Origin of the sequence: Pantoea sp. ICBG 828, from assembly GCF_002928355.1 — a bacterium.
Lineage (GTDB): Bacteria > Pseudomonadota > Gammaproteobacteria > Enterobacterales > Enterobacteriaceae > Pantoea > Pantoea dispersa.
This window is the reverse complement of sequence record NZ_POWN01000004.1, coordinates 376,275-393,780: the sequence shown is the minus strand read 5'-3', so window position 1 is coordinate 393,780 and position 17,506 is coordinate 376,275. Positions and strand designations below refer to the sequence as shown.

The window sequence follows — 17,506 nt, the reverse complement described above, 5'->3', positions numbered from 1 at the left end:
GTTTCAACGGCTGTCAGGCCAGCCGTCGCGCCCGGTCAGGGGCAATTATTTTTTATCTTTCACTTCTTCGAATTCAGCGTCGACAACGTCGTCATCTTTCTTCGCCGAAGCGTCGCCGGCATCCGCTGCGCCGGCCTGAGCCTGCTGCTGCGCCAGTTCCATCAGCTTGCTGGACACTTCCATCAGCGCCTGCATTTTGGCTTCGATTTCTGCTTTATCTTCGCCTTTCAGCGCGGTGTTCAGCTCGTTCAGGGCAGACTCGATCGGTGCTTTGTCTTCCGCTGACAGTTTGTCACCGGCTTCGTCCAGCTGCTTACGCGTGCTGTGCGCAATCTGGTCGCCCTGGTTACGCGTCTGCACCAGCTCTTCGAATTTACGGTCTGACTCGGCGTTAGCTTCCGCGTCACGAACCATTTTTTCGATCTCTTCCTCGTTCAGGCCAGAAGAAGCTTTGATGGTGATCTTCTGCTCTTTCCCGCTGTTTTTGTCCTTCGCAGACACGTGCAGAATACCGTCAGCATCGATGTCGAAGGTCACTTCGATCTGTGGCATACCGCGCGGCGCAGGCTGAATACCGTCGAGGTTGAACTGGCCCAGCGATTTGTTATCCGCCGAACGCTTACGCTCACCCTGCAGCACGTGAATGGTCACGGCAGACTGGTTGTCTTCAGCAGTCGAGAACACCTGGCTGTGCTTGGTTGGGATCGTGGTGTTCTTGCTGATCAGCGACGTCATCACGCCACCCATGGTTTCGATACCCAGCGACAGCGGGGTCACGTCCAGCAGCAGAACGTCTTTTACTTCACCAGCCAGCACGCCGCCCTGTACCGCAGCACCCACAGCGACCGCTTCGTCCGGGTTCACGTCTTTACGTGGCTCTTTACCGAAGAACTCCGCCACTTTCGCCTGCACCATTGGCATACGCGTCTGACCACCGACCAGGATCACGTCGTTGATGTCAGAAACCGACAGGCCAGCGTCGTTCAGCGCCACTTTCAGCGGCTCAATCGAACGGGTAACCAGGTCTTCCACCAGTGATTCCAGCTTCGCACGGGTCACTTTAATGTTCAGGTGCTTAGGACCAGTCGCATCCGCCGTGATGTACGGCAGGTTAACGTCGGTCTGCTGCGCAGAAGAGAGCTCGATTTTCGCTTTCTCTGCCGCTTCTTTCAGACGCTGCATCGCCAGCGGATCGTTGTGCAGATCGATGCCCTGATCTTTCTTGAATTCGGCAACCAGGTAGTTGATCAGACGGCTGTCGAAGTCTTCACCACCCAGGTGGGTATCACCGTTGGTCGCCAGTACTTCAAAGGTTTTCTCGCCGTCGACTTCGTCGATCTCAATGATAGAGATGTCGAAGGTACCGCCACCCAGGTCATATACCGCGATGGTGCGGTTGCCCTGACCTTTATCCAGGCCATACGCCAGTGCCGCTGCGGTCGGTTCGTTGATGATACGTTTTACGTCCAGACCCGCGATACGGCCGGCGTCTTTAGTCGCCTGACGCTGCGCATCGTTGAAGTAAGCTGGAACGGTGATAACCGCTTCGGTTACCGGCTCACCGAGGAAATCTTCCGCGGTTTTCTTCATTTTTTTCAGCACTTCTGCAGAGATCTGCGGCGGTGCCATTTTCTGGCCCTTTACGTCCAGCCATGCGTCACCGTTGTCAGAACCGATGATTTTGTACGGCATGATTTTGATATCACGCTGCACTTCTTCGTCCTGGAAACGACGGCCGATCAGGCGCTTGATTGCAAACAGGGTGTTCTGCGGGTTGGTCACCGCCTGACGTTTAGCCGGTTGACCGACCAGAGTTTCGCCATCCCCGGTATATGCAATGATTGACGGTGTGGTGCGATCGCCTTCGGCGTTTTCAAGCACGCGTGCTTTGCCACCGTCCATAATCGCCACACATGAGTTGGTTGTACCCAGGTCAATACCAATAATCTTACCCATCTAAACGTCTCCCACTTAAATTCTTTGCCAAATTGGGTTGTGAAGCAGAGATGCGGTCACGCTGACCACTTTCAACCGCTGCGGCAGATTTTTTTGCTGCCTCACAATGCTTGATGACAACTAAATGGGGCCGCTTCGAAGCGCATCAAGGGTTAAAACTAAAAAAAATTTAGATTCTCTTACCGCGTGAGATCAAAGTGCGGTAAAAGCCACCTGATTATGATGCAGCGCCCCGCTCCCCACCGCTGTTGGCGCGGGCGTTAAACCAATAAACAATAACGCTGCTGCTGAGGAATTATGGGCAACACCACGCTGGCGAATCCCGCCCCACTGGGCCTGATGGGTTTTGGTATGACCACCATCCTGCTCAACTTACACAACACCGGTCTGTTTGAAATGGATGTAATTATCCTGGCGATGGGCCTCTTTTACGGCGGCATCGCGCAAATCCTTGCCGGGCTGCTGGAGTATAAAAAAGGCAATACCTTCGGCCTGACCGCCTTTACCTCGTACGGCAGCTTCTGGCTGACGCTGGTGGCGATTCTGCTGCTGCCGAAAATGGGACTGGCTGCGGCCGCCGATGGCCATTTCCTCGGCGCTTACCTGGCGCTGTGGGGTATCTTCACGCTGTTTCTGTTCTTTGGCACGCTGCAGGCCGCGAAGATGCTGCAGTTTGTGTTTGCCAGCCTGACGCTGCTGTTTGCGCTGCTGGCTATCGGCCATCTGCTGGATCACGCGGCGCTGCTGCGCATCGCCGGCTGGGTGGGCATCGTCTGTGGTGCCAGCGCCTTTTATCTGGCAATGGGCGAAGTGCTGAACGAGAAGTTTGAGCGCAGCGTGTTGCCGATTGGCGAGTAATCAACGGCGCGCGGAGCCGTCATGCCGCTCCGCGCGCTGCCATTACGATGAATGCAGCGAAACATCCAGCTGCGCATTAGCCTGGCGGCTGTCATGCCATAACCACAGCGCCACCAGCATGCCGATTAGCGCCAGCGCCAGCACGTACCAGGCCGGCGCCATCGGCGTCAGCGACATCATCAGCGTCACGCTGATCGGCGTCAGACCGCCAAAGATGGCATACGACACGTTGTAAGAGAAGGAAATGCCGGTGAAGCGCACCGCCGCCGGAAACGCCCGCACCATAACAAACGGCACCACGCCGACCACGCCCACGCTCAGTCCCGCCAGACCGTACCAGATGAACAGCATCTGCGGCGTGCCGCCAAGCTGCTGGAAAAAGCTCCAGCTGCACAGCGCCAGCAGCAACGAACCAATCAGTAAGGTACGCGCCGCACCGTAGCGATCGACAATCCAGCCCGCCAGCACGCAGCCGATCAGCAGCATCACGGTCGCGAAACTGTTGGCCTGCAGACTGAGCGCCGCCGGCACGCCATGCTGTTTCTGCATCAGCGTCGGTGCCATCAGAATCACCACCACAATACAGGCTGATAATAGCCAGGTAAGCAGCATCGACACCGCAATGCCGCGCTTGTGGCTGGCGAGAATGGTCTGCAGCGGCAGCTTTTCCGCCAGCGCTTTGCGCTGCTGCATCTGACGAAATACCGGGGTTTCATGCAGCCAGCGACGCAGATACATCGCCAGCAGGCCAAACAGGCCGCCGAGGAAGAAAGGAATGCGCCAGCCGTGATCGCGTATCGCCGCCGGCGAGAGCGAAGTATTCAGCACCGTCGCCACCAGCGACCCGAGCAGAATGCCGGCGGTTAAGCCTGCAGTCAGCGTGCCGCAGGCAAAACCGATACGCTTCTCCGGCACATGCTCCGCAACAAACACCCACGCGCCCGGCACCTCGCCGCCAATGGCCGCGCCCTGCAGCACGCGCATCAGCAACATCAGTAACGGTGCGGCAATGCCAATGCTGGCGTAGGTGGGCAGCGCGCCCATCGCCAGCGTCGGCAGCGCCATCAGCAGAATACTCAGGCTGAACATCTTCTTACGCCCGACTTTGTCGCCAAAGTGCGCCATGATGATGCCGCCCAGCGGGCGCGCCAGATAACCGGCGGCGAAGATGGCAAACGTCTGCACCTGACGCAGCCATTCCGGGATGTCTGGCGGAAAGAACAGCTCGCCAATCACCGCAGCGAAGAAGACGAAGATGATAAAATCGTAGAATTCCAGCGCCCCGCCCAGGGCAGCCAGCGCCAGGGTTTTGTAGTCCTGGCGGTTGAGTCGACGCGTTGTCAGCGAATCCATAAGAGTGCGGTATCCAGAGGCTATGTCAGTATAGTTGTAAAGCTGAGGTTACTATACCGTCAATATTTTGCCACACCAGTCACTCTGCATTTTATGCCTGAAAACGGCAATTTTCAGACGTTTGTCTCACGTCGTGCGCTTTTCGGGCGAAAAGCTGCTACCACCTCCGGGTAGGTTTCGACGTAAGGCCCTTCCAGCAGCTGTAAACAATAGGGTACAGCCGCGAAAATCCCTGGCACTTTCACCGTGCCGTCATCCGCTTTCAACCCTTCCAGCGTCTCTTTAATCGATTTCGGCTGTCCCGGCAGGTTGAGGATGAGCGACTGCTTGCGGATCACGCCCACCTGGCGTGACAGAATCGCGGTCGGCACAAACTGCAGGCTGATCTGCCGCATCTGCTCGCCAAAGCCGGGCATCTCGCGGTCGGCTACCGCTAAGGTCGCATCCGGCGTGACGTCGCGCCGGGCCGGACCGGTACCGCCGGTGGTCAGCACCAGATGGCAAAAACGTTCGTCGACCAGCTCGCAAATCGCCTGCTCAATCATCGGCTGTTCATCCGGAACCAGGCGGGTTTCAATCTCAAACGGTGTCGCCAGCGCAGCGCTAAGCCAGCTTTCCAGCGCCGGAATGCCCTGATCCTGATAGATGCCGTTAGCGGCCCGATCGGACACGGAAATTAAGCCAATACGTAAAGTATCCATAGAGTTATCGCTGTGTTGACCGCGGGGCGGTGAGAAAAAGGGGAATGGCAGAAAGGATAATACAAAGCATCAGCGAGGGAAACGCGAAAACCGTGGCGACCGGCAGCCGCCACGGCACATCACCTTACAGCAGTTCGGCGATCATCTTCTCAAGTTTGCCCTGGTCGATGGCAAAGTTGCGGATACCTTCGGCCAGTTTGGTCACCGCCATTGGATCCTGGTTGTGCTGCCACAGGAATTCCGCTTCGGTCATTTTAGCCGGACGCGCTTTCACTTCGCCGCTGTAGCTCAGTTTACGCTCTACGCTGCCTTCGCTCTCGGCCAGCTCTTTCAGCAGGCCCGGAGAGATAGTCAGGCGGTCGCAACCGGCCAGCTCGATGATTTCGCCGACGTTACGGAAGCTGGCGCCCATCACCACGGTTTCATAGCCGTGCTGCTTGTAGTAGTTGTAGATCTCAGACACGGATACCACGCCTGGATCTTCATGCGCTGCGTACTCTTTCTTGTCGGTGCTCTGCTTGTACCAGTCGAGGATACGGCCAACAAATGGCGAAATCAGGAACACGCCCGCTTCGGCACAGGCACGCGCCTGGGCGAAGGAGAACAGCAGCGTCAGGTTACAGTTGATGCCTTCTTTCTCCAGCTGCTCCGCCGCGCGGATGCCCTGCCAGGTTGAGGCCAGTTTGATCAGGATACGATCGTTGCTGATGCCGGCATCGTTGTAGAGTTTGATCAGGCTGCGTGCTTTCGCGATGCTCGCTTCGGTGTCGTAAGAGAGACGCGCGTCAACTTCAGTAGAGATACGTCCCGGGATCAGTTTGAGAATTTCCAGACCAATGTTGACGGCCAGCTTGTCAGAAACCAGCGCCAGCTGCTCTTCTTTGTTGCTGCTCTGCTGACGTGCCCAGCTAATGGCTTCGTCAATCAGTTTACGGTATTCAGGGATTTGCGCAGCGTTGAGGATCAAAGAAGGGTTAGTGGTGGCATCCTGCGGTTGGTAGAGTTTCATTGCCGCGATATCACCGGTGTCGGCGACCACAGTAGTCAGCTGACGCAAGGAAGTAAGTTTGTCCGTCATGGTTCTCTTTTCTCTTAAGTTGACTGTCAGGGTGTAAAAGGCTGTTGCGATAATATCACGCAGGCTAAGCGGCGCAACATCGCCGCGTGCCCTTTACGATAGCGCTAACAAATGGGAGCGATTTGCCGATCCGTGCAGCTTTTTTGCTACACTCGTCGCGACATTTTTCCCATCCATCCCCTGAAAACAGCGGGTCAACGAGGACAGACACAATGCTGATGGTTATCTCGCCAGCCAAGACACTGGATTATGAAAGCCCGCTGGCTACGTCACGGTTTACCCAACCGGCGCTGTTAGAAAAATCACAGCAGCTGATTGACGTGGCGCGCGATCTTTCCCCGGCGCAAATCGCTTCGCTGATGGGCATCAGCGACAAACTGGCGCACCTCAACGCCGACCGTTTCAGCCAGTGGCAGCCGCCCTTCTCACCCGATAACGCGCGGCAGGCGATTCTGGCCTTCAAAGGTGATGTTTATACCGGTTTGCAGGCAGAGACCTTCAGCGAAGCCGACTTTGATTTTGCCCAAAAACACCTGCGTATGCTTTCGGGCCTGTATGGCCTGCTGCGCCCGCTGGATTTGATGCAGCCGTACCGTTTAGAGATGGGCATCAAACTGGCGAATCCGGCCGGCAAAGATCTCTACAGCTTCTGGGGCGACCTGCTGACGCAAAAGCTCAACGACGCGCTGGCGGAACAGGGCGATGACGTGCTGATCAACCTCGCCTCCGATGAGTATTTCAAAGCCATCAAGCCGAAGCAGCTGAATGCCGAGCTGGTTAAGCCGGTGTTCCTCGATGAGAAAAACGGTAAGTTCAAGGTGATCAGTTTCTACGCCAAGAAGGCGCGTGGCCTGATGAGCCGTTATGTGATTGAGAAGCGCCTGACGAAACCGACGCAGCTGAAGAAGTTTGATGTTGACGGTTATTTCTTTGATGCGGCGGAGAGTAAGGGTAACGAGCTGGTATTTAAGCGCCGCGAGCAATAACGCCAGCTTCACCTGAATCGTAGCGGCGCAAATCATTGCGCGTCTGTTAAAAACCCGCGCGTTAAATCGCGCCGCCAGAAAAATGCATAACGGGCCGAAGTGACCGGCCCGTTGGGTATTTACTTCAGCAAAAACGCCCGCAGCGCGGCGAAATCCGCCTTCATGGCATGCGACAGCAGCGGCAAATCGGCGCGCGCGGCCAGCGCTTCCGGCAGCGGCAGCGGCTGGCCGAGAATCTCTTCCACGCTCTCCTTAAATTTCGCCGGATGCGCGGTGCCGAGGAACAGGCCAAACTCCCCTTCCTGCAGCTGATCGCGCAGCAGACGATAGGCAATCGCCGCGTGCGGTTCTGACAGGTAACCCAGCTCTGCCAGCTCGCGCATGGTGGCTTTGGTGGTCTCATCCGACACCGCGCCGTAGGCCAGATCGGTCAGGCGCCAGGTTTTGCGGCGGAACAGCTCTTCCACACGCGGCCAGTTGTTAGGCTGGCTGACATCCATCGCGTTCGACAGCGTTGCCACGGTCGCGTTCGGCTGCCACTGACCGTCGGCAAGGAAGCGCGGCACGGTGTCGTTGGCGTTGGTCGCGGCGATAAAGCGCTTGATCGGCAGACCGAGCGATTTCGCCAGCAGGCCGGCCGTGAGATCGCCAAAGTTACCGCTTGGCACCGACACCACCAGCTGATTACGTTTTTCCTGCGGCAGCTGCGCCACCGCCTCGAAGTAATAGCAAATCTGTGCCAGCAGACGGCTGATATTGATGGAGTTAGCCGAATTCAGGCCGATGGCTTTCTTCAGCTCTTCGTCATCAAACGCCTGCTTAACCAGCGCCTGACAGGCATCGAAGTCGCCGTCGATCGCGATGGTTTCAATGTTGCCGCCCAGCGTACAGAACAGCTTCTCCTGCAGCGGACTGATTTTGCCCTGCGGATACAGGATGACCACGCGCACGTTTTCCATGCCGTAGAACGCGTGCGCCACCGCTGCGCCGGTATCGCCGGAGGTCGCGGTCAGAATGGTGATCTGCTCATCCGCGCCAGACACGTACGACAGCATCTGCGCCATAAAGCGCCCGCCGAAATCTTTAAACGCCAGCGTCGGACCGTGGAACAGTTCCAGGCAGGCCACATCGTCGCTCACCTGGCTCACCGGTGCTGGGAAAGCAAAGGCGTTCTTCACGCGCTCGGCCAGCTGGTGCGCGGCAATTTCATCGCCGATGTAAGCAGAGAGAATCTTGCTGCTGCGGCTGACGAAATCCATCTCCAGCATCGCATCAATGTCGGTCAGCTCGAATTCCGGCAGTTCCAGCGGGAAAAACAGCCCCTGCTGCGAGCCGAGGCCCTGTTTCACGGCCTGCGCGAAGCTAACCTGCTCGTTATGATCCTTAAGGTTGTAGAGTTTCATGCGTTATCCCAGTTTACGTGCGCCAGCCGTATCAAGACGGCAGATATGGACGAAGCCTTCCTCATTCTGCAGATAGTGCTGGCTCAGCCAGTCCGCCATCCGCTGTGCCGTTGCCATCTCGTTGCAAACGGCGAAAAGTGTCGGGCCAGAGCCCGAAATACCGCAGGCCAGCGCGCCAATGTCGCTGGCCGCCTGCCGCGCCTCCGCAAAGCCCGGCAGCAGTTTGGTGCGATACGGCTCGGCGATCACATCCTGCATCAGTTTAGCCGCCAGCAGCGGCTGACGGGTGTGGCAGGCGTGAATAAAGCCGGCCAGCAGACGACCATGTTTGATGGCATCCTGCTTGCGATACTGCGCCGGCAGGATGGCGCGTGCTTCCGCCGTGGAGACTTTGATGCCCGGATAAGCCATTACCCACAGCCAGTCATCAAAGCACGGCACCTCCTGGCTGATGATCCCGTTCTCTTCAATCATCAGCTGTACGCCGCCGAGGAAGCACGGCGCGACGTTGTCATAGTGCACGCTGCCGGAGATGCGCCCTTCCAGCTCGCCCATCAGCGCCAGCAGCTCGGTGTCGTTAAGCGGCTGGCCGCAGAACTCATTCATCGCCATCAGGCCGGCCACCACCGAGCAGGCGCTGGAACCGAGGCCTGAACCAATCGGCATGTTTTTCTCCAGCGTCATCGCCACCGGAACGTCTTTACCAATCGCCTGGCAGAAACGCTGCCAGCACTGGTAAACGATGTTGTCCTGCGGATCGGCGGGCAGTTTGCTGACAAAGCGCCCTTTATTCTGCAGGCTAAACTGGTCTGCCGCTTCGACCGAGACGCAGTCGCCCATCAGCGAGCCATCCACCGGCGAAACCGCCGCGCCCAGCACATCAAAGCCGACGCTGACGTTACCTATCGAGGCCGGTGCATAAATTTTTACCATCATTAAACTCCCAACTTCCACGTCAGCGTGCGCAGCAAATCGGCAAACACACCCGCCGCGGTGACATCATTCCCCGCGCCATATCCGCGCAGAACCAGCGGGATCGGCTGATAATAGCGGCTGTAAAACGCCAGGGCGTTCTCGCCGTTCTTCACTTTGTACAGCGGATCGTTGCCGTCCACCGCATCGATTTTAACTTTGCAGGCGCCGCCCTCTTCAATCGCGCCGACGAAGCGTAACACTTTACCCTCATCACGCGCTTTGGCAACGCGCGCGGCAAAGGCGTTGTCCAGCTCCGGCAGCCGCGCCATAAACTGATCGACGTCGGCGATGTCCGTCAGGCTGGCGGGCAGCAGCGGTTCGATGTCGATGTCGCTCAGCTCCAGTTGATGACCCGCCTCACGCGCCAGAATCAGCAGCTTACGCGCCACGTCAGTACCGGACAGGTCGTCGCGCGGATCCGGCTCGGTAAAGCCCAGCTCGCGCGCCATGCGGGTGGCTTCGGACAGCGTCACGCCCTCATCCAGCTTGCCAAAGATAAACGACAGCGAGCCCGACAGGATGCCGGAGAACTTGATCAGCTCATCGCCGGCGTTCAGCAGGTTCTGCAGGTTTTCAATCACCGGCAGACCGGCACCGACGTTGGTGTCATAGAGGAACTTACGGCGCGATTTCGCCGCCGCCGCACGCATCTGCTGGTAGTAATTCCACGACGAGGTATTGGCCTTTTTATTTGGCGTGACCACGTGGAAACCTTCGGCGAGGAAGTCCGCGTACTGATCGGCCACCGCCTGGCTGGAGGTACAGTCGACGATCACCGGGTTGAGCAGATGGTACTCCTTCACCAGACGAATCAGCCGGCCGAGGTTAAACGGCTCTTTGGCTTCCGCCAGCGCCGCCTTCCAGTTGCTGAGGTCGATGCCGTGCACGTTGGTCAGCAGCGCATGCGAATTGGCGATGCCGCACACGCGCAGATCGATATGCTTGCCCTTCAGCCACGCCTGCTGGCGGTGCAGCTGGTCGAGCAGTGCGCCGCCGACGCCGCCGACGCCCACCACAAACACTTCAATCACCTGATCGGTGGCGAACAGCATCTGATGCACCACGCGCACGCCGGTGGTGACGTCATCGTTGCTGACCACGACGGAGATGGAGCGCTCAGAGGAGCCCTGAGCAATCGCCACGATATTGATGTTGGCGCGTGCCAGCGCCGAGAAGAATTTAGCGGAGATGCCGCGCAGCGTGCGCATGCCGTCGCCCACCACCGAAATCACCGCCAGCTGCTCCAGCACGTCGAGCGGATCGAGCAGGCCATCTTTCAGTTCGAGGTAGAATTCCTCTTCCAGTACGCGACGTGCGCGCGCCTGCTCGCTCTGCGGCACGCAGAAGCTGATGCTGTATTCGGAGGAGGATTGAGTAATCAGCACCACGGAAATGCCGGTGCGCGACATCGCGGCAAACACGCGCGCCGCCATGCCCACCATCCCTTTCATGCCCGGACCGGAGACGTTAAACATCGCCATGTTATTCAGATTGGTGATGCCTTTTACCGGGTTCTCATCCACTTCGCCTTCGCCGCCAATCAGAGTGCCCGGCGCCTGAGGATTGGCGGTATTTTTGATTAAGCACGGAATCTGGAACTGAGCAATCGGCGCGATGGTGCGCGGGTGCAGCACTTTGGCACCAAAGTAGGAGAGCTCCATCGCCTCCTGATAGGACATCGACTTCAGCAGACGCGCATCCGGTACCTGACGCGGATCGCAGGTGTAAACGCCATCGACATCGGTCCAGATTTCACAGCAGTCCGCGCGCAGACACGCCGCCAGCACGGCCGCCGAGTAGTCGGAGCCATTACGCCCCAGCACCACCAGCTCGCCCTTCTCATTGCCGGCGGTGAAGCCCGCCATCAGGATCATGTGGTCGGTCGGGATCTGGCTGGCCGCGATACGCCGGGTGGATTCGGCGATATCCACGGTCGATTCAAGATAATGGCCCACCGCCAGCAGTTTTTCGACCGGATCGATCACCGTCACTTTGTGGCCGCGCGCCTGCAGCAGCGCTTCCATGATGGCAATCGACAGCTTCTCGCCACGACAGATAATGGCGGCGTTCACGGCATCCGGGCACTGACCCAGCAGGCTGATGCCGTGCAGCACCTGTTTCAGCTGCGCAAACTCCAGCTCAACGCGGGTTTTCAGGCCATCGTAATCGAAACCAGGCTGAGCGTCGGCCAGCCCCTGCAGCAGTTCGGCAAAAATGCGTTCGGCATCGCTGATATTCGGCAGCGCATCCTGGCCGCTGATGGTTTTCTCAATCATCGCTACCAGATGATTGGTGATTTTCGCCGGCGCAGAGAGCACGGTCGCAACCTGTCCCTGTTGCGCATTGCTTTCCAGAATGTCTGCCACGCGGAGAAAACGTTCCGCATTGGCTACCGAGGTTCCGCCGAATTTCAGCACTCGCATGATTGAAGCTCTCCTGAATTTTTGCCGAAAAAAAAGCCCGCACTGTTGAGGTGCGGGCTTCTTTCTTTTGTTTTTCCTGTATGCGTCAGCCCGCACCGTTACCTGTGGTAATGGTGGTGGTAATAATAATGGTGGTGTTCAGGCTGTGGTTACGCATTGAGATTTTTTCTGTCTGTCTTTGTCTTGTCCGTCTGCCTTCCAGAAGTAAAGCAAAGCGCACGTTAAGTCAACGAATTTGTCTTTGCACCCGAATGGTGCTGCTGCGCAGTGCTGCGCCGCAGACGCCGAAACGGATTGCGATCGTTCAGGCAGCGCCACAGACGCCCGATCACTCACTGTCCGGAGCCGGTTTTCCCGAGCAATTATCTATAAGTTTTTTTTCTACGTCGTGCAGCAAACGGTGCAGCATGGCACTGTCGCGCTGCTCCAGCAGACCGATGCGCTGATCGATCCAGTCCGCCAGCTTGGCATCATTGCTGACTTCCAGCGTCACCAGCAGCTGATGAAAGCGCTGACGCAGCGCCTGCAGCTGCTGCGCGTTAGCCGCCTCAACCGGCGCGGCCGCTACCTGATGCAGCGCCGACAGCTGATAGCAGTACACCATCACCGCCTGGCCGAGATTCAGTGAAGGATAGTCCTGCGCCATCGGAATGCCGGTCAGCAGATCGACCTGTTCCAGCTCCTCATTAGTCAGCCCGCTGTCTTCACGGCCAAACACCAGCGCGATGCGATTCAGCCACTGACGTTTCTCCTGCAGGATGGTTTCGACCTGCGCCGGCGTGGCGTAATAGCGAAACTTCGCCCGGCTGCGGGCGGTCGTGGCTACGGAAAAATCGACATCCGCCAGCGCGGCGCTCAGCGTGTCATAGGTTTTCACGTGGTCAAGAATCTCACCGGCGCCGTGGGCCACACGCCGCGCGGCCGGATCCTGCCAGGCGTGACTGGCGACAATACGCAACTCGCTAAATCCCATGGTTTTCATGGCGCGGGCGGCCGCGCCGATATTCTCCGGGCGAGCGGGTGAGACAAGGATCAGGGGGAAATGCATGATTTTTCCATCGAACGGTTAATAACCCGACCTATGTTGGCATGCAGGCGACAAAATACCAACCGCACGGGCCTGAGAAAATAAGATGTTAAGGATGTTAAAACAGGGCAAAAATGCCGGGCAGGCGTAATTATGCGTAATAAGCAAAATTTATGCGCTAAACCCATATTAAAACATTATTTTTCATGCAATTAAAAAGTTATTACCTGCAGGTTTTACTTTTGCGCTGATGCAGCTGAAATGTAGCGAAAATGCTGCTTTTTGTGAGCTAAGCTGGCATTCCAGTAGAAGTTTTTCATAAAAGTGTTAACGTGCTACACTTGCATTTGATATAAGTCAACGAAGCGTTGTTTTTATGCTTATCGGTTGTTGTTGGTGCTGTTAGGTTGCTGTTAATACGGTTAGGATAAGCGCCAGTCCGATACCCACGGGGCACGCAAATATTCATCCTGACTGGCTGAGCTAACACTGAAGTTGACGTAGATGGATGGTGTATTCCGAAGATCATTTCGTACACCGGTTGCGAACGGCCCACTGTTCAGTGGAACAGTTATGGCAACCGCCGTACGCCCTGTTTTCGATTTGTTGGCAAATTTTAGGTAGCGAAACATGCAGACCCCGCACATTCTTATCGTTGAAGACGAACTGGTCACGCGTAACACCCTCAAAAGTATTTTTGAGGCCGAAGGTTACGTGGTCTATGAAGCCACCGACGGCGCCGAGATGCATCAGGTTTTGACCGATAACGACGTCAATCTGGTGATTATGGATATCAACCTGCCGGGCAAAAACGGTTTACTGCTGGCGCGTGAACTGCGCGAACAGGCTAACGTCGCCCTGATGTTCCTCACCGGCCGTGATAACGAAGTGGATAAAATCCTCGGTCTGGAGATCGGTGCCGACGACTACATCACTAAGCCGTTCAATCCGCGTGAGCTGACGATTCGTGCGCGCAACCTGCTGTCGCGTACCATGAATCTGGCGATGCCGAGCGAAGAGCGCCGTCAGGTCGAGAGCTATCGCTTCAACGGCTGGGAACTGGATATTAACAGCCGCTCGCTGATCAGCCCGAACGGCGATCAGTACAAGCTGCCGCGCAGTGAGTTCCGCGCCATGCTGCACTTCTGTGAAAATCCGGGCAAAATCCAGACGCGAGCTGACCTGCTGAAGAAGATGACCGGTCGCGAGCTGAAGCCGCATGACCGCACGGTGGATGTCACCATTCGCCGCATCCGCAAACACTTTGAGTCGACGCCGGATACGCCGGAAATCATCGCCACTATCCACGGCGAAGGCTACCGCTTCTGCGGCGAGCTGCAGGATTAAGCGTCCGTCGCGAAACAAAAAAACGCCCGTCAGGGCGTTTTTTTATCGGCTCAGTGCCACGGCATAATCGGCACCGCGCTCAGCGCATTTTTCGGTGAGCCATCGACCACTTTATCCGAATAGCTCAGGTACACCAGCGCATGACGTTTCTGGTCAAAGAAGCGCACTACCTGCAGCTTTTTAAACACCAGTGAAGTGCGTTTGCGGAACACCACTTCACCCTGCGCCTTGCCCTGCGCGATTTTATCGCTAAGCTCTATCGGTCCCACCTGCTGACAGGAGATGGCCGCGTCGGAAGTATCTTCCGCCAGACCCAGTCCGCCCTTAATACCGCCGGTTTTCGCCCGGCTGATATAACAGGTTACATTTTTAACGTCGGGGTCGTCGAAGGCTTCCACCACGATCTTATGATCGGGGCCAAACATCTTGAATACGGTGTCAACGGAGCCGATCTCCTCGGCCAGCACGCTCTGACTCAACATAAATGTTGCCAGCGTGACTATAAGATTGCGAGCTATTGTCATTGAGTTACCATTGCAAACGGAATAGATGTGAATGTAATGTACTGTTAATCGAACCGAGAACCAAACCTAACGGGTTACAACCCGCATTGATGTAGCACAGTTAACTGGCAAACCACCCCCGCGCCGTTGTGCAATTCGTGCTACTATTCGGTGACTTCATCGTTGCGCCACCAGAGAGTTATGAGGATGTTTTATGGACCAAGCCGGTATCATTCGCGATTTGCTTGTCTGGCTGGAAAGCCATCTGGATCAACCCCTTTCGCTCGATAACGTTGCGCTAAAAGCGGGCTATTCCAAGTGGCACCTGCAGCGAATGTTCAAGGAAGTTACTGGCCACGCCATCGGCGCGTATATCCGCGCCCGCCGGCTGTCCAAGGCCGCCGTCGCGCTGCGTCTCACCAGCCGGCCGATCCTCGACATTGCGCTGCAGTATCGCTTCGATTCGCAGCAAACCTTTACCCGCGCGTTTAAAAAGCAGTTCAATCAGACACCTGCGTGGTATCGCCGCTCGTCGGAGTGGAATTCGTACGGCATTCGCCCGCCGATTCGCCTCGATGATTACCCGATGCCGCAAGCGCAGTTCGTCACGCTGCCGGAAACGGTGCTGGTGGGGCAAACGCAAAGCTATACCTGCACGCTGGAGCAGATCTCCAGCTACCGCGACGAGATGCGCATCCACTTCTGGAAGCAGTTCCTGCTGGAGACCGATACCGTGCCGCCGGTGCTGTACGGCCTGCATCAGGTACGCGCCAGCCATGAGAAGGATGATGAGCAGGAGATTCTGTACACCACGGCGGTGCCGGCCGACCAGCAGGCGCTGAGCATGCAGTCAAACCAGAGCGTGATTCTGGAAGCCGGGGATTATGTGCAGTTCAGCTATCAGGGACCGCGCACTGCGCTGCAGGAGTTTATTCTGCTGCTGTACGGCACCTGTATGCCGACCCTCGGCCTGGTGCGCCGTCAGGGCCAGGATATTGAGCGCTTCTATACGCACGGTGGCAAGAAGCGCAGCGAGCCGCCAATGGAGATTCGCTGCGAATATCTGATTCCGATTCGTCCGCAGCAGTAACGGGCGTTGCCGAAGGTCGCCATGAATGGCGACCCTACAGAAGCATCACCGTTTGTCGCCGATGCGGATTGCCCGTGCACCCCGTAGGGTGCGCATTCATGCGCACCGATTCAACCGCAGCAACAACCCCTACCGTTTGTCGCCGATGCGCATTGCCCATGCCCTCGTAGGGTGCGCATTCATGCGCACCGATACGCGATCATTGATACGCACCGATACGCAGTCATTCTGCGCCATGCGCTACCGCGCTTAACGCTGCAGCTCATCCAGCGCCGGGGCATCCAGATGCGAAACATCACCGGCCGTCTCCACCACCCAGCCGGCGGCGAGCCAGGCGCTTTGCTGATGATCGACGCGCGAAATCGAGCAGTTACGCAGACGCAAACGGCGCTCCGCATGGGCCGGCAGCCCCAGAATGGTACTCACCAGCACACCCAGCGCCATGCCGTGGCTCACCAGCAGCGGGCGGCTACCCGCCGGCAGATCGAGACAGGCATTGAGCGCGTCATGCATGCGCGTCGCCATCTCTTCCATCGACTCACCACCCGGAATCCGGCCGCCTTCGGTGCCATCCACCAGCGCTTTACGCCAGCTCTCCTCTTCCGCCGTCAGGCCGTCGAGCGGACGCTGCTCCAGACAGCCCATATTGAGCTCGCGCAGGCGGGCATCCAGCGTCACCGTACAACCGCAGGCATCAGCGATAATCTCCGCGGTGCGCCGGGTACGTCCTAAATCGCTGGCAATCACGTGAGTAATGCCCAGCGATTTCACGCGCTCGCCCACCTGATGCGCCTGCTGCTCACCTTTATCCGTCAGCGGACTGTCGGACTGCCCCTGAATGCGTCGGGCCGCATTCCAAACCGTTTCACCGTGACGAACAAGATAGACCTGTAACATGCTTAATTTCCGTTATACTGCGACAAATTTGTCTTGAGGGTTCAGGTAATTATGTACCATGTTGTCGCAGCCACCATCAATCCGGCAAAAATCCGCGCAATTGCTCAGGCGTTCAACGACGTTTTCGGCGAAGGATCCTGCCATATTGAAGGGGTCGAGGTCGAGAGCGGCGTCGCCGCGCAGCCCTTAAGCGATGCCGAAACGCGAACTGGCGCACGCCAGCGCGTGGCGAACGCGCGTCATGTGCGGCCACAGGCGGATTACTGGGTGGCGATTGAAGCCGGCATCGAAGGCGACTGCGCCTTTGCCTGGATGGTGGTGGAGAATGCGCAGCAGCGCGGTGAATCCCGCTCTGCCAGCTTTACGCTGCCGCCGGTGGTGATGGCCGGTCTTGCTGCCGGGCATGAGCTCGGTGACGAAATGGCGCGCTTAACCGGCGTGGAGAATATCAAACATAAGGGCGGTGCGATTGGCGCCTTCACCCACGGCCTGCTGAGCCGCTCCAGCGTCTATCATCAGGCCCTGATTCTGGCGCTCTGTCCGTTCACTCACCCGCTGTATCAGCAGTGATCAGCTGCGCCCGAGGCGCGCTTCCAGCCAGCGTTTCAGCTCGGGCGGCGCCTCTTTCAGGCTATTGGATCCGCGGGTGATGGTGGCAATCCCGACGCCCAATTCGTTTTTCAGCTCGCGCTGACTGATATCACCGTTGATCAACGCTTCGATAATGCGCAGGCGCGTGCCTAAGGCTTCGCGCTCGTCCGGCGTCATCATCAGCTGCAGCAGGGGCAGCGCTACGTCATCGGAAAACGCGTTGTGCATCAGGTCGATGAAACGCAGCCAGTTGTCTTCAACCGGCTGCGGGGAAAGGGGTTGGCTCATGAAGGCTTCCGTACTCATTAACGAGTACGG

Annotated in this window: 17 protein-coding genes and 1 other annotated feature; of the genes, 5 read left to right on the top strand and 12 right to left on the bottom strand. The window is 57.5% G+C overall.

The window, feature by feature from the left end:
* Window positions 1–45 precede the first annotated feature (45 nt).
* Complete coding sequence (gene dnaK, locus C1Y43_RS12265) at window positions 46–1,956, bottom strand: molecular chaperone DnaK (RefSeq protein ID WP_021508662.1); 1,911 nt, start codon at window positions 1,954–1,956, stop codon at window positions 46–48.
* A gap of 297 nt (window positions 1,957–2,253) precedes the next feature.
* Here dnaK and satP point away from each other — a divergent pair, with 297 nt between their 5' ends.
* Window positions 2,254–2,814, top strand: a complete 561-nt coding sequence (gene satP, locus C1Y43_RS12260; RefSeq protein ID WP_104188361.1) for an acetate uptake transporter — start codon at window positions 2,254–2,256, stop codon at window positions 2,812–2,814.
* A gap of 42 nt (window positions 2,815–2,856) precedes the next feature.
* Here the strand turns inward: satP and C1Y43_RS12255 are convergent, their stop codons facing one another.
* The 3 genes from C1Y43_RS12255 to tal form a co-directional block, all read right to left on the bottom strand.
* The gene (locus tag C1Y43_RS12255) at window positions 2,857–4,167 is read right to left on the bottom strand and encodes an MFS transporter (RefSeq protein WP_058757129.1); all 1,311 of its coding nucleotides are present in this window, start codon (window positions 4,165–4,167) and stop codon (window positions 2,857–2,859) included.
* Between the two features lie 113 nt (window positions 4,168–4,280).
* Window positions 4,281–4,868, bottom strand: coding sequence for a molybdopterin adenylyltransferase (gene mog / locus C1Y43_RS12250; RefSeq protein ID WP_104188360.1), 588 nt, complete (start codon window positions 4,866–4,868; stop codon window positions 4,281–4,283).
* A 124-nt stretch (window positions 4,869–4,992) separates the two neighbouring features.
* Window positions 4,993–5,946, bottom strand: coding sequence for a transaldolase (tal, locus tag C1Y43_RS12245; protein WP_104188358.1), 954 nt, complete (start codon window positions 5,944–5,946; stop codon window positions 4,993–4,995).
* Between the two features lie 212 nt (window positions 5,947–6,158).
* On the opposite strand from tal, the gene yaaA reads away from it, so the two are divergent.
* Window positions 6,159–6,932: a peroxide stress protein YaaA gene (gene yaaA / locus C1Y43_RS12240; RefSeq protein ID WP_058757132.1), complete on the top strand. Its 774-nt coding sequence runs from the start codon at window positions 6,159–6,161 to the stop codon at window positions 6,930–6,932.
* A 119-nt stretch (window positions 6,933–7,051) separates the two neighbouring features.
* Here yaaA and thrC read toward each other — a convergent pair whose 3' ends face one another.
* The 5 genes from thrC to C1Y43_RS12215 form a co-directional block, all read right to left on the bottom strand.
* Complete coding sequence (gene thrC, locus C1Y43_RS12235) at window positions 7,052–8,335, bottom strand: threonine synthase (protein WP_021508656.1); 1,284 nt, start codon at window positions 8,333–8,335, stop codon at window positions 7,052–7,054.
* A gap of 3 nt (window positions 8,336–8,338) precedes the next feature.
* Complete coding sequence (gene thrB / locus C1Y43_RS12230) at window positions 8,339–9,268, bottom strand: homoserine kinase (RefSeq protein ID WP_104188458.1); 930 nt, start codon at window positions 9,266–9,268, stop codon at window positions 8,339–8,341.
* A gap of 2 nt (window positions 9,269–9,270) precedes the next feature.
* Window positions 9,271–11,733 (bottom strand): bifunctional aspartate kinase/homoserine dehydrogenase I, encoded by a 2,463-nt coding sequence (gene thrA, locus C1Y43_RS12225; RefSeq protein WP_104188357.1) that lies wholly within the window; start codon window positions 11,731–11,733, stop codon window positions 9,271–9,273.
* 26 nt (window positions 11,734–11,759) lie between these two features.
* Window positions 11,760–11,883: a sequence feature (Thr leader region), on the bottom strand.
* Window positions 11,819–11,890: a thr operon leader peptide gene (thrL, locus tag C1Y43_RS23945; RefSeq protein ID WP_128601299.1), complete on the bottom strand. Its 72-nt coding sequence runs from the start codon at window positions 11,888–11,890 to the stop codon at window positions 11,819–11,821. Its footprint overlaps the feature before it by 65 nt.
* Window positions 11,891–12,061: 171 nt before the next feature.
* Window positions 12,062–12,781: a tRNA/rRNA methyltransferase gene (locus tag C1Y43_RS12215; protein ID WP_104188355.1), complete on the bottom strand. Its 720-nt coding sequence runs from the start codon at window positions 12,779–12,781 to the stop codon at window positions 12,062–12,064.
* 609 nt (window positions 12,782–13,390) lie between these two features.
* Here C1Y43_RS12215 and arcA point away from each other — a divergent pair.
* Window positions 13,391–14,107 (top strand): two-component system response regulator ArcA, encoded by a 717-nt coding sequence (arcA, locus tag C1Y43_RS12210; protein WP_021508652.1) that lies wholly within the window; start codon window positions 13,391–13,393, stop codon window positions 14,105–14,107.
* Window positions 14,108–14,157: 50 nt separating this feature from the next.
* On the opposite strand, the gene creA is transcribed toward arcA, so the two are convergent.
* Window positions 14,158–14,631 carry a protein CreA gene (gene creA / locus C1Y43_RS12205; RefSeq protein WP_022548913.1) on the bottom strand — a complete coding sequence of 158 codons (474 nt, stop codon included), beginning with the start codon at window positions 14,629–14,631 and terminating at the stop codon, window positions 14,158–14,160.
* A gap of 193 nt (window positions 14,632–14,824) precedes the next feature.
* Between creA and robA the strand changes: the two genes are divergently transcribed.
* Window positions 14,825–15,700: an MDR efflux pump AcrAB transcriptional activator RobA gene (gene robA, locus C1Y43_RS12200; protein ID WP_021508651.1), complete on the top strand. Its 876-nt coding sequence runs from the start codon at window positions 14,825–14,827 to the stop codon at window positions 15,698–15,700.
* A gap of 249 nt (window positions 15,701–15,949) precedes the next feature.
* Here robA and gpmB read toward each other — a convergent pair whose 3' ends face one another.
* Window positions 15,950–16,597 carry a 2,3-diphosphoglycerate-dependent phosphoglycerate mutase GpmB gene (gpmB, locus tag C1Y43_RS12195; RefSeq protein WP_104093703.1) on the bottom strand — a complete coding sequence of 216 codons (648 nt, stop codon included), beginning with the start codon at window positions 16,595–16,597 and terminating at the stop codon, window positions 15,950–15,952.
* A 51-nt stretch (window positions 16,598–16,648) separates the two neighbouring features.
* Between gpmB and yjjX the strand changes: the two genes are divergently transcribed.
* A complete protein-coding gene (gene yjjX, locus C1Y43_RS12190) occupies window positions 16,649–17,167 on the top strand; it encodes an inosine/xanthosine triphosphatase (RefSeq protein ID WP_021508686.1) in 519 nt (172 codons plus the stop codon).
* Here yjjX and trpR read toward each other — a convergent pair whose 3' ends face one another.
* Complete coding sequence (trpR, locus tag C1Y43_RS12185; protein WP_021508685.1) at window positions 17,168–17,476, bottom strand: trp operon repressor; 309 nt, start codon at window positions 17,474–17,476, stop codon at window positions 17,168–17,170.
* Window positions 17,477–17,506 lie beyond the last annotated feature (30 nt).

Excerpts from the sequence above, each read along its gene's own strand:
- dnaK (WP_021508662.1), bottom strand. The coding sequence starts at position 1,956 with ATGGGTAAGATTATTGGTATTGACCTGGGTACAACCAACTCATGTGTG.
- satP (WP_104188361.1), top strand. The coding sequence starts at position 2,254 with ATGGGCAACACCACGCTGGCGAATCCCGCCCCACTGGGCCTGATGGGT.
- C1Y43_RS12255 (WP_058757129.1), bottom strand. The coding sequence starts at position 4,167 with ATGGATTCGCTGACAACGCGTCGACTCAACCGCCAGGACTACAAAACC.
- mog (WP_104188360.1), bottom strand. The coding sequence starts at position 4,868 with ATGGATACTTTACGTATTGGCTTAATTTCCGTGTCCGATCGGGCCGCT.
- tal (WP_104188358.1), bottom strand. The coding sequence starts at position 5,946 with ATGACGGACAAACTTACTTCCTTGCGTCAGCTGACTACTGTGGTCGCC.
- yaaA (WP_058757132.1), top strand. The coding sequence starts at position 6,159 with ATGCTGATGGTTATCTCGCCAGCCAAGACACTGGATTATGAAAGCCCG.
- thrC (WP_021508656.1), bottom strand. The coding sequence starts at position 8,335 with ATGAAACTCTACAACCTTAAGGATCATAACGAGCAGGTTAGCTTCGCG.
- thrB (WP_104188458.1), bottom strand. The coding sequence starts at position 9,268 with ATGGTAAAAATTTATGCACCGGCCTCGATAGGTAACGTCAGCGTCGGC.
- thrA (WP_104188357.1), bottom strand. The coding sequence starts at position 11,733 with ATGCGAGTGCTGAAATTCGGCGGAACCTCGGTAGCCAATGCGGAACGT.
- C1Y43_RS12215 (WP_104188355.1), bottom strand. The coding sequence starts at position 12,781 with ATGCATTTCCCCCTGATCCTTGTCTCACCCGCTCGCCCGGAGAATATC.
- arcA (WP_021508652.1), top strand. The coding sequence starts at position 13,391 with ATGCAGACCCCGCACATTCTTATCGTTGAAGACGAACTGGTCACGCGT.
- creA (WP_022548913.1), bottom strand. The coding sequence starts at position 14,631 with ATGACAATAGCTCGCAATCTTATAGTCACGCTGGCAACATTTATGTTG.
- robA (WP_021508651.1), top strand. The coding sequence starts at position 14,825 with ATGGACCAAGCCGGTATCATTCGCGATTTGCTTGTCTGGCTGGAAAGC.
- gpmB (WP_104093703.1), bottom strand. The coding sequence starts at position 16,597 with ATGTTACAGGTCTATCTTGTTCGTCACGGTGAAACGGTTTGGAATGCG.
- yjjX (WP_021508686.1), top strand. The coding sequence starts at position 16,649 with ATGTACCATGTTGTCGCAGCCACCATCAATCCGGCAAAAATCCGCGCA.
- trpR (WP_021508685.1), bottom strand. The coding sequence starts at position 17,476 with ATGAGCCAACCCCTTTCCCCGCAGCCGGTTGAAGACAACTGGCTGCGT.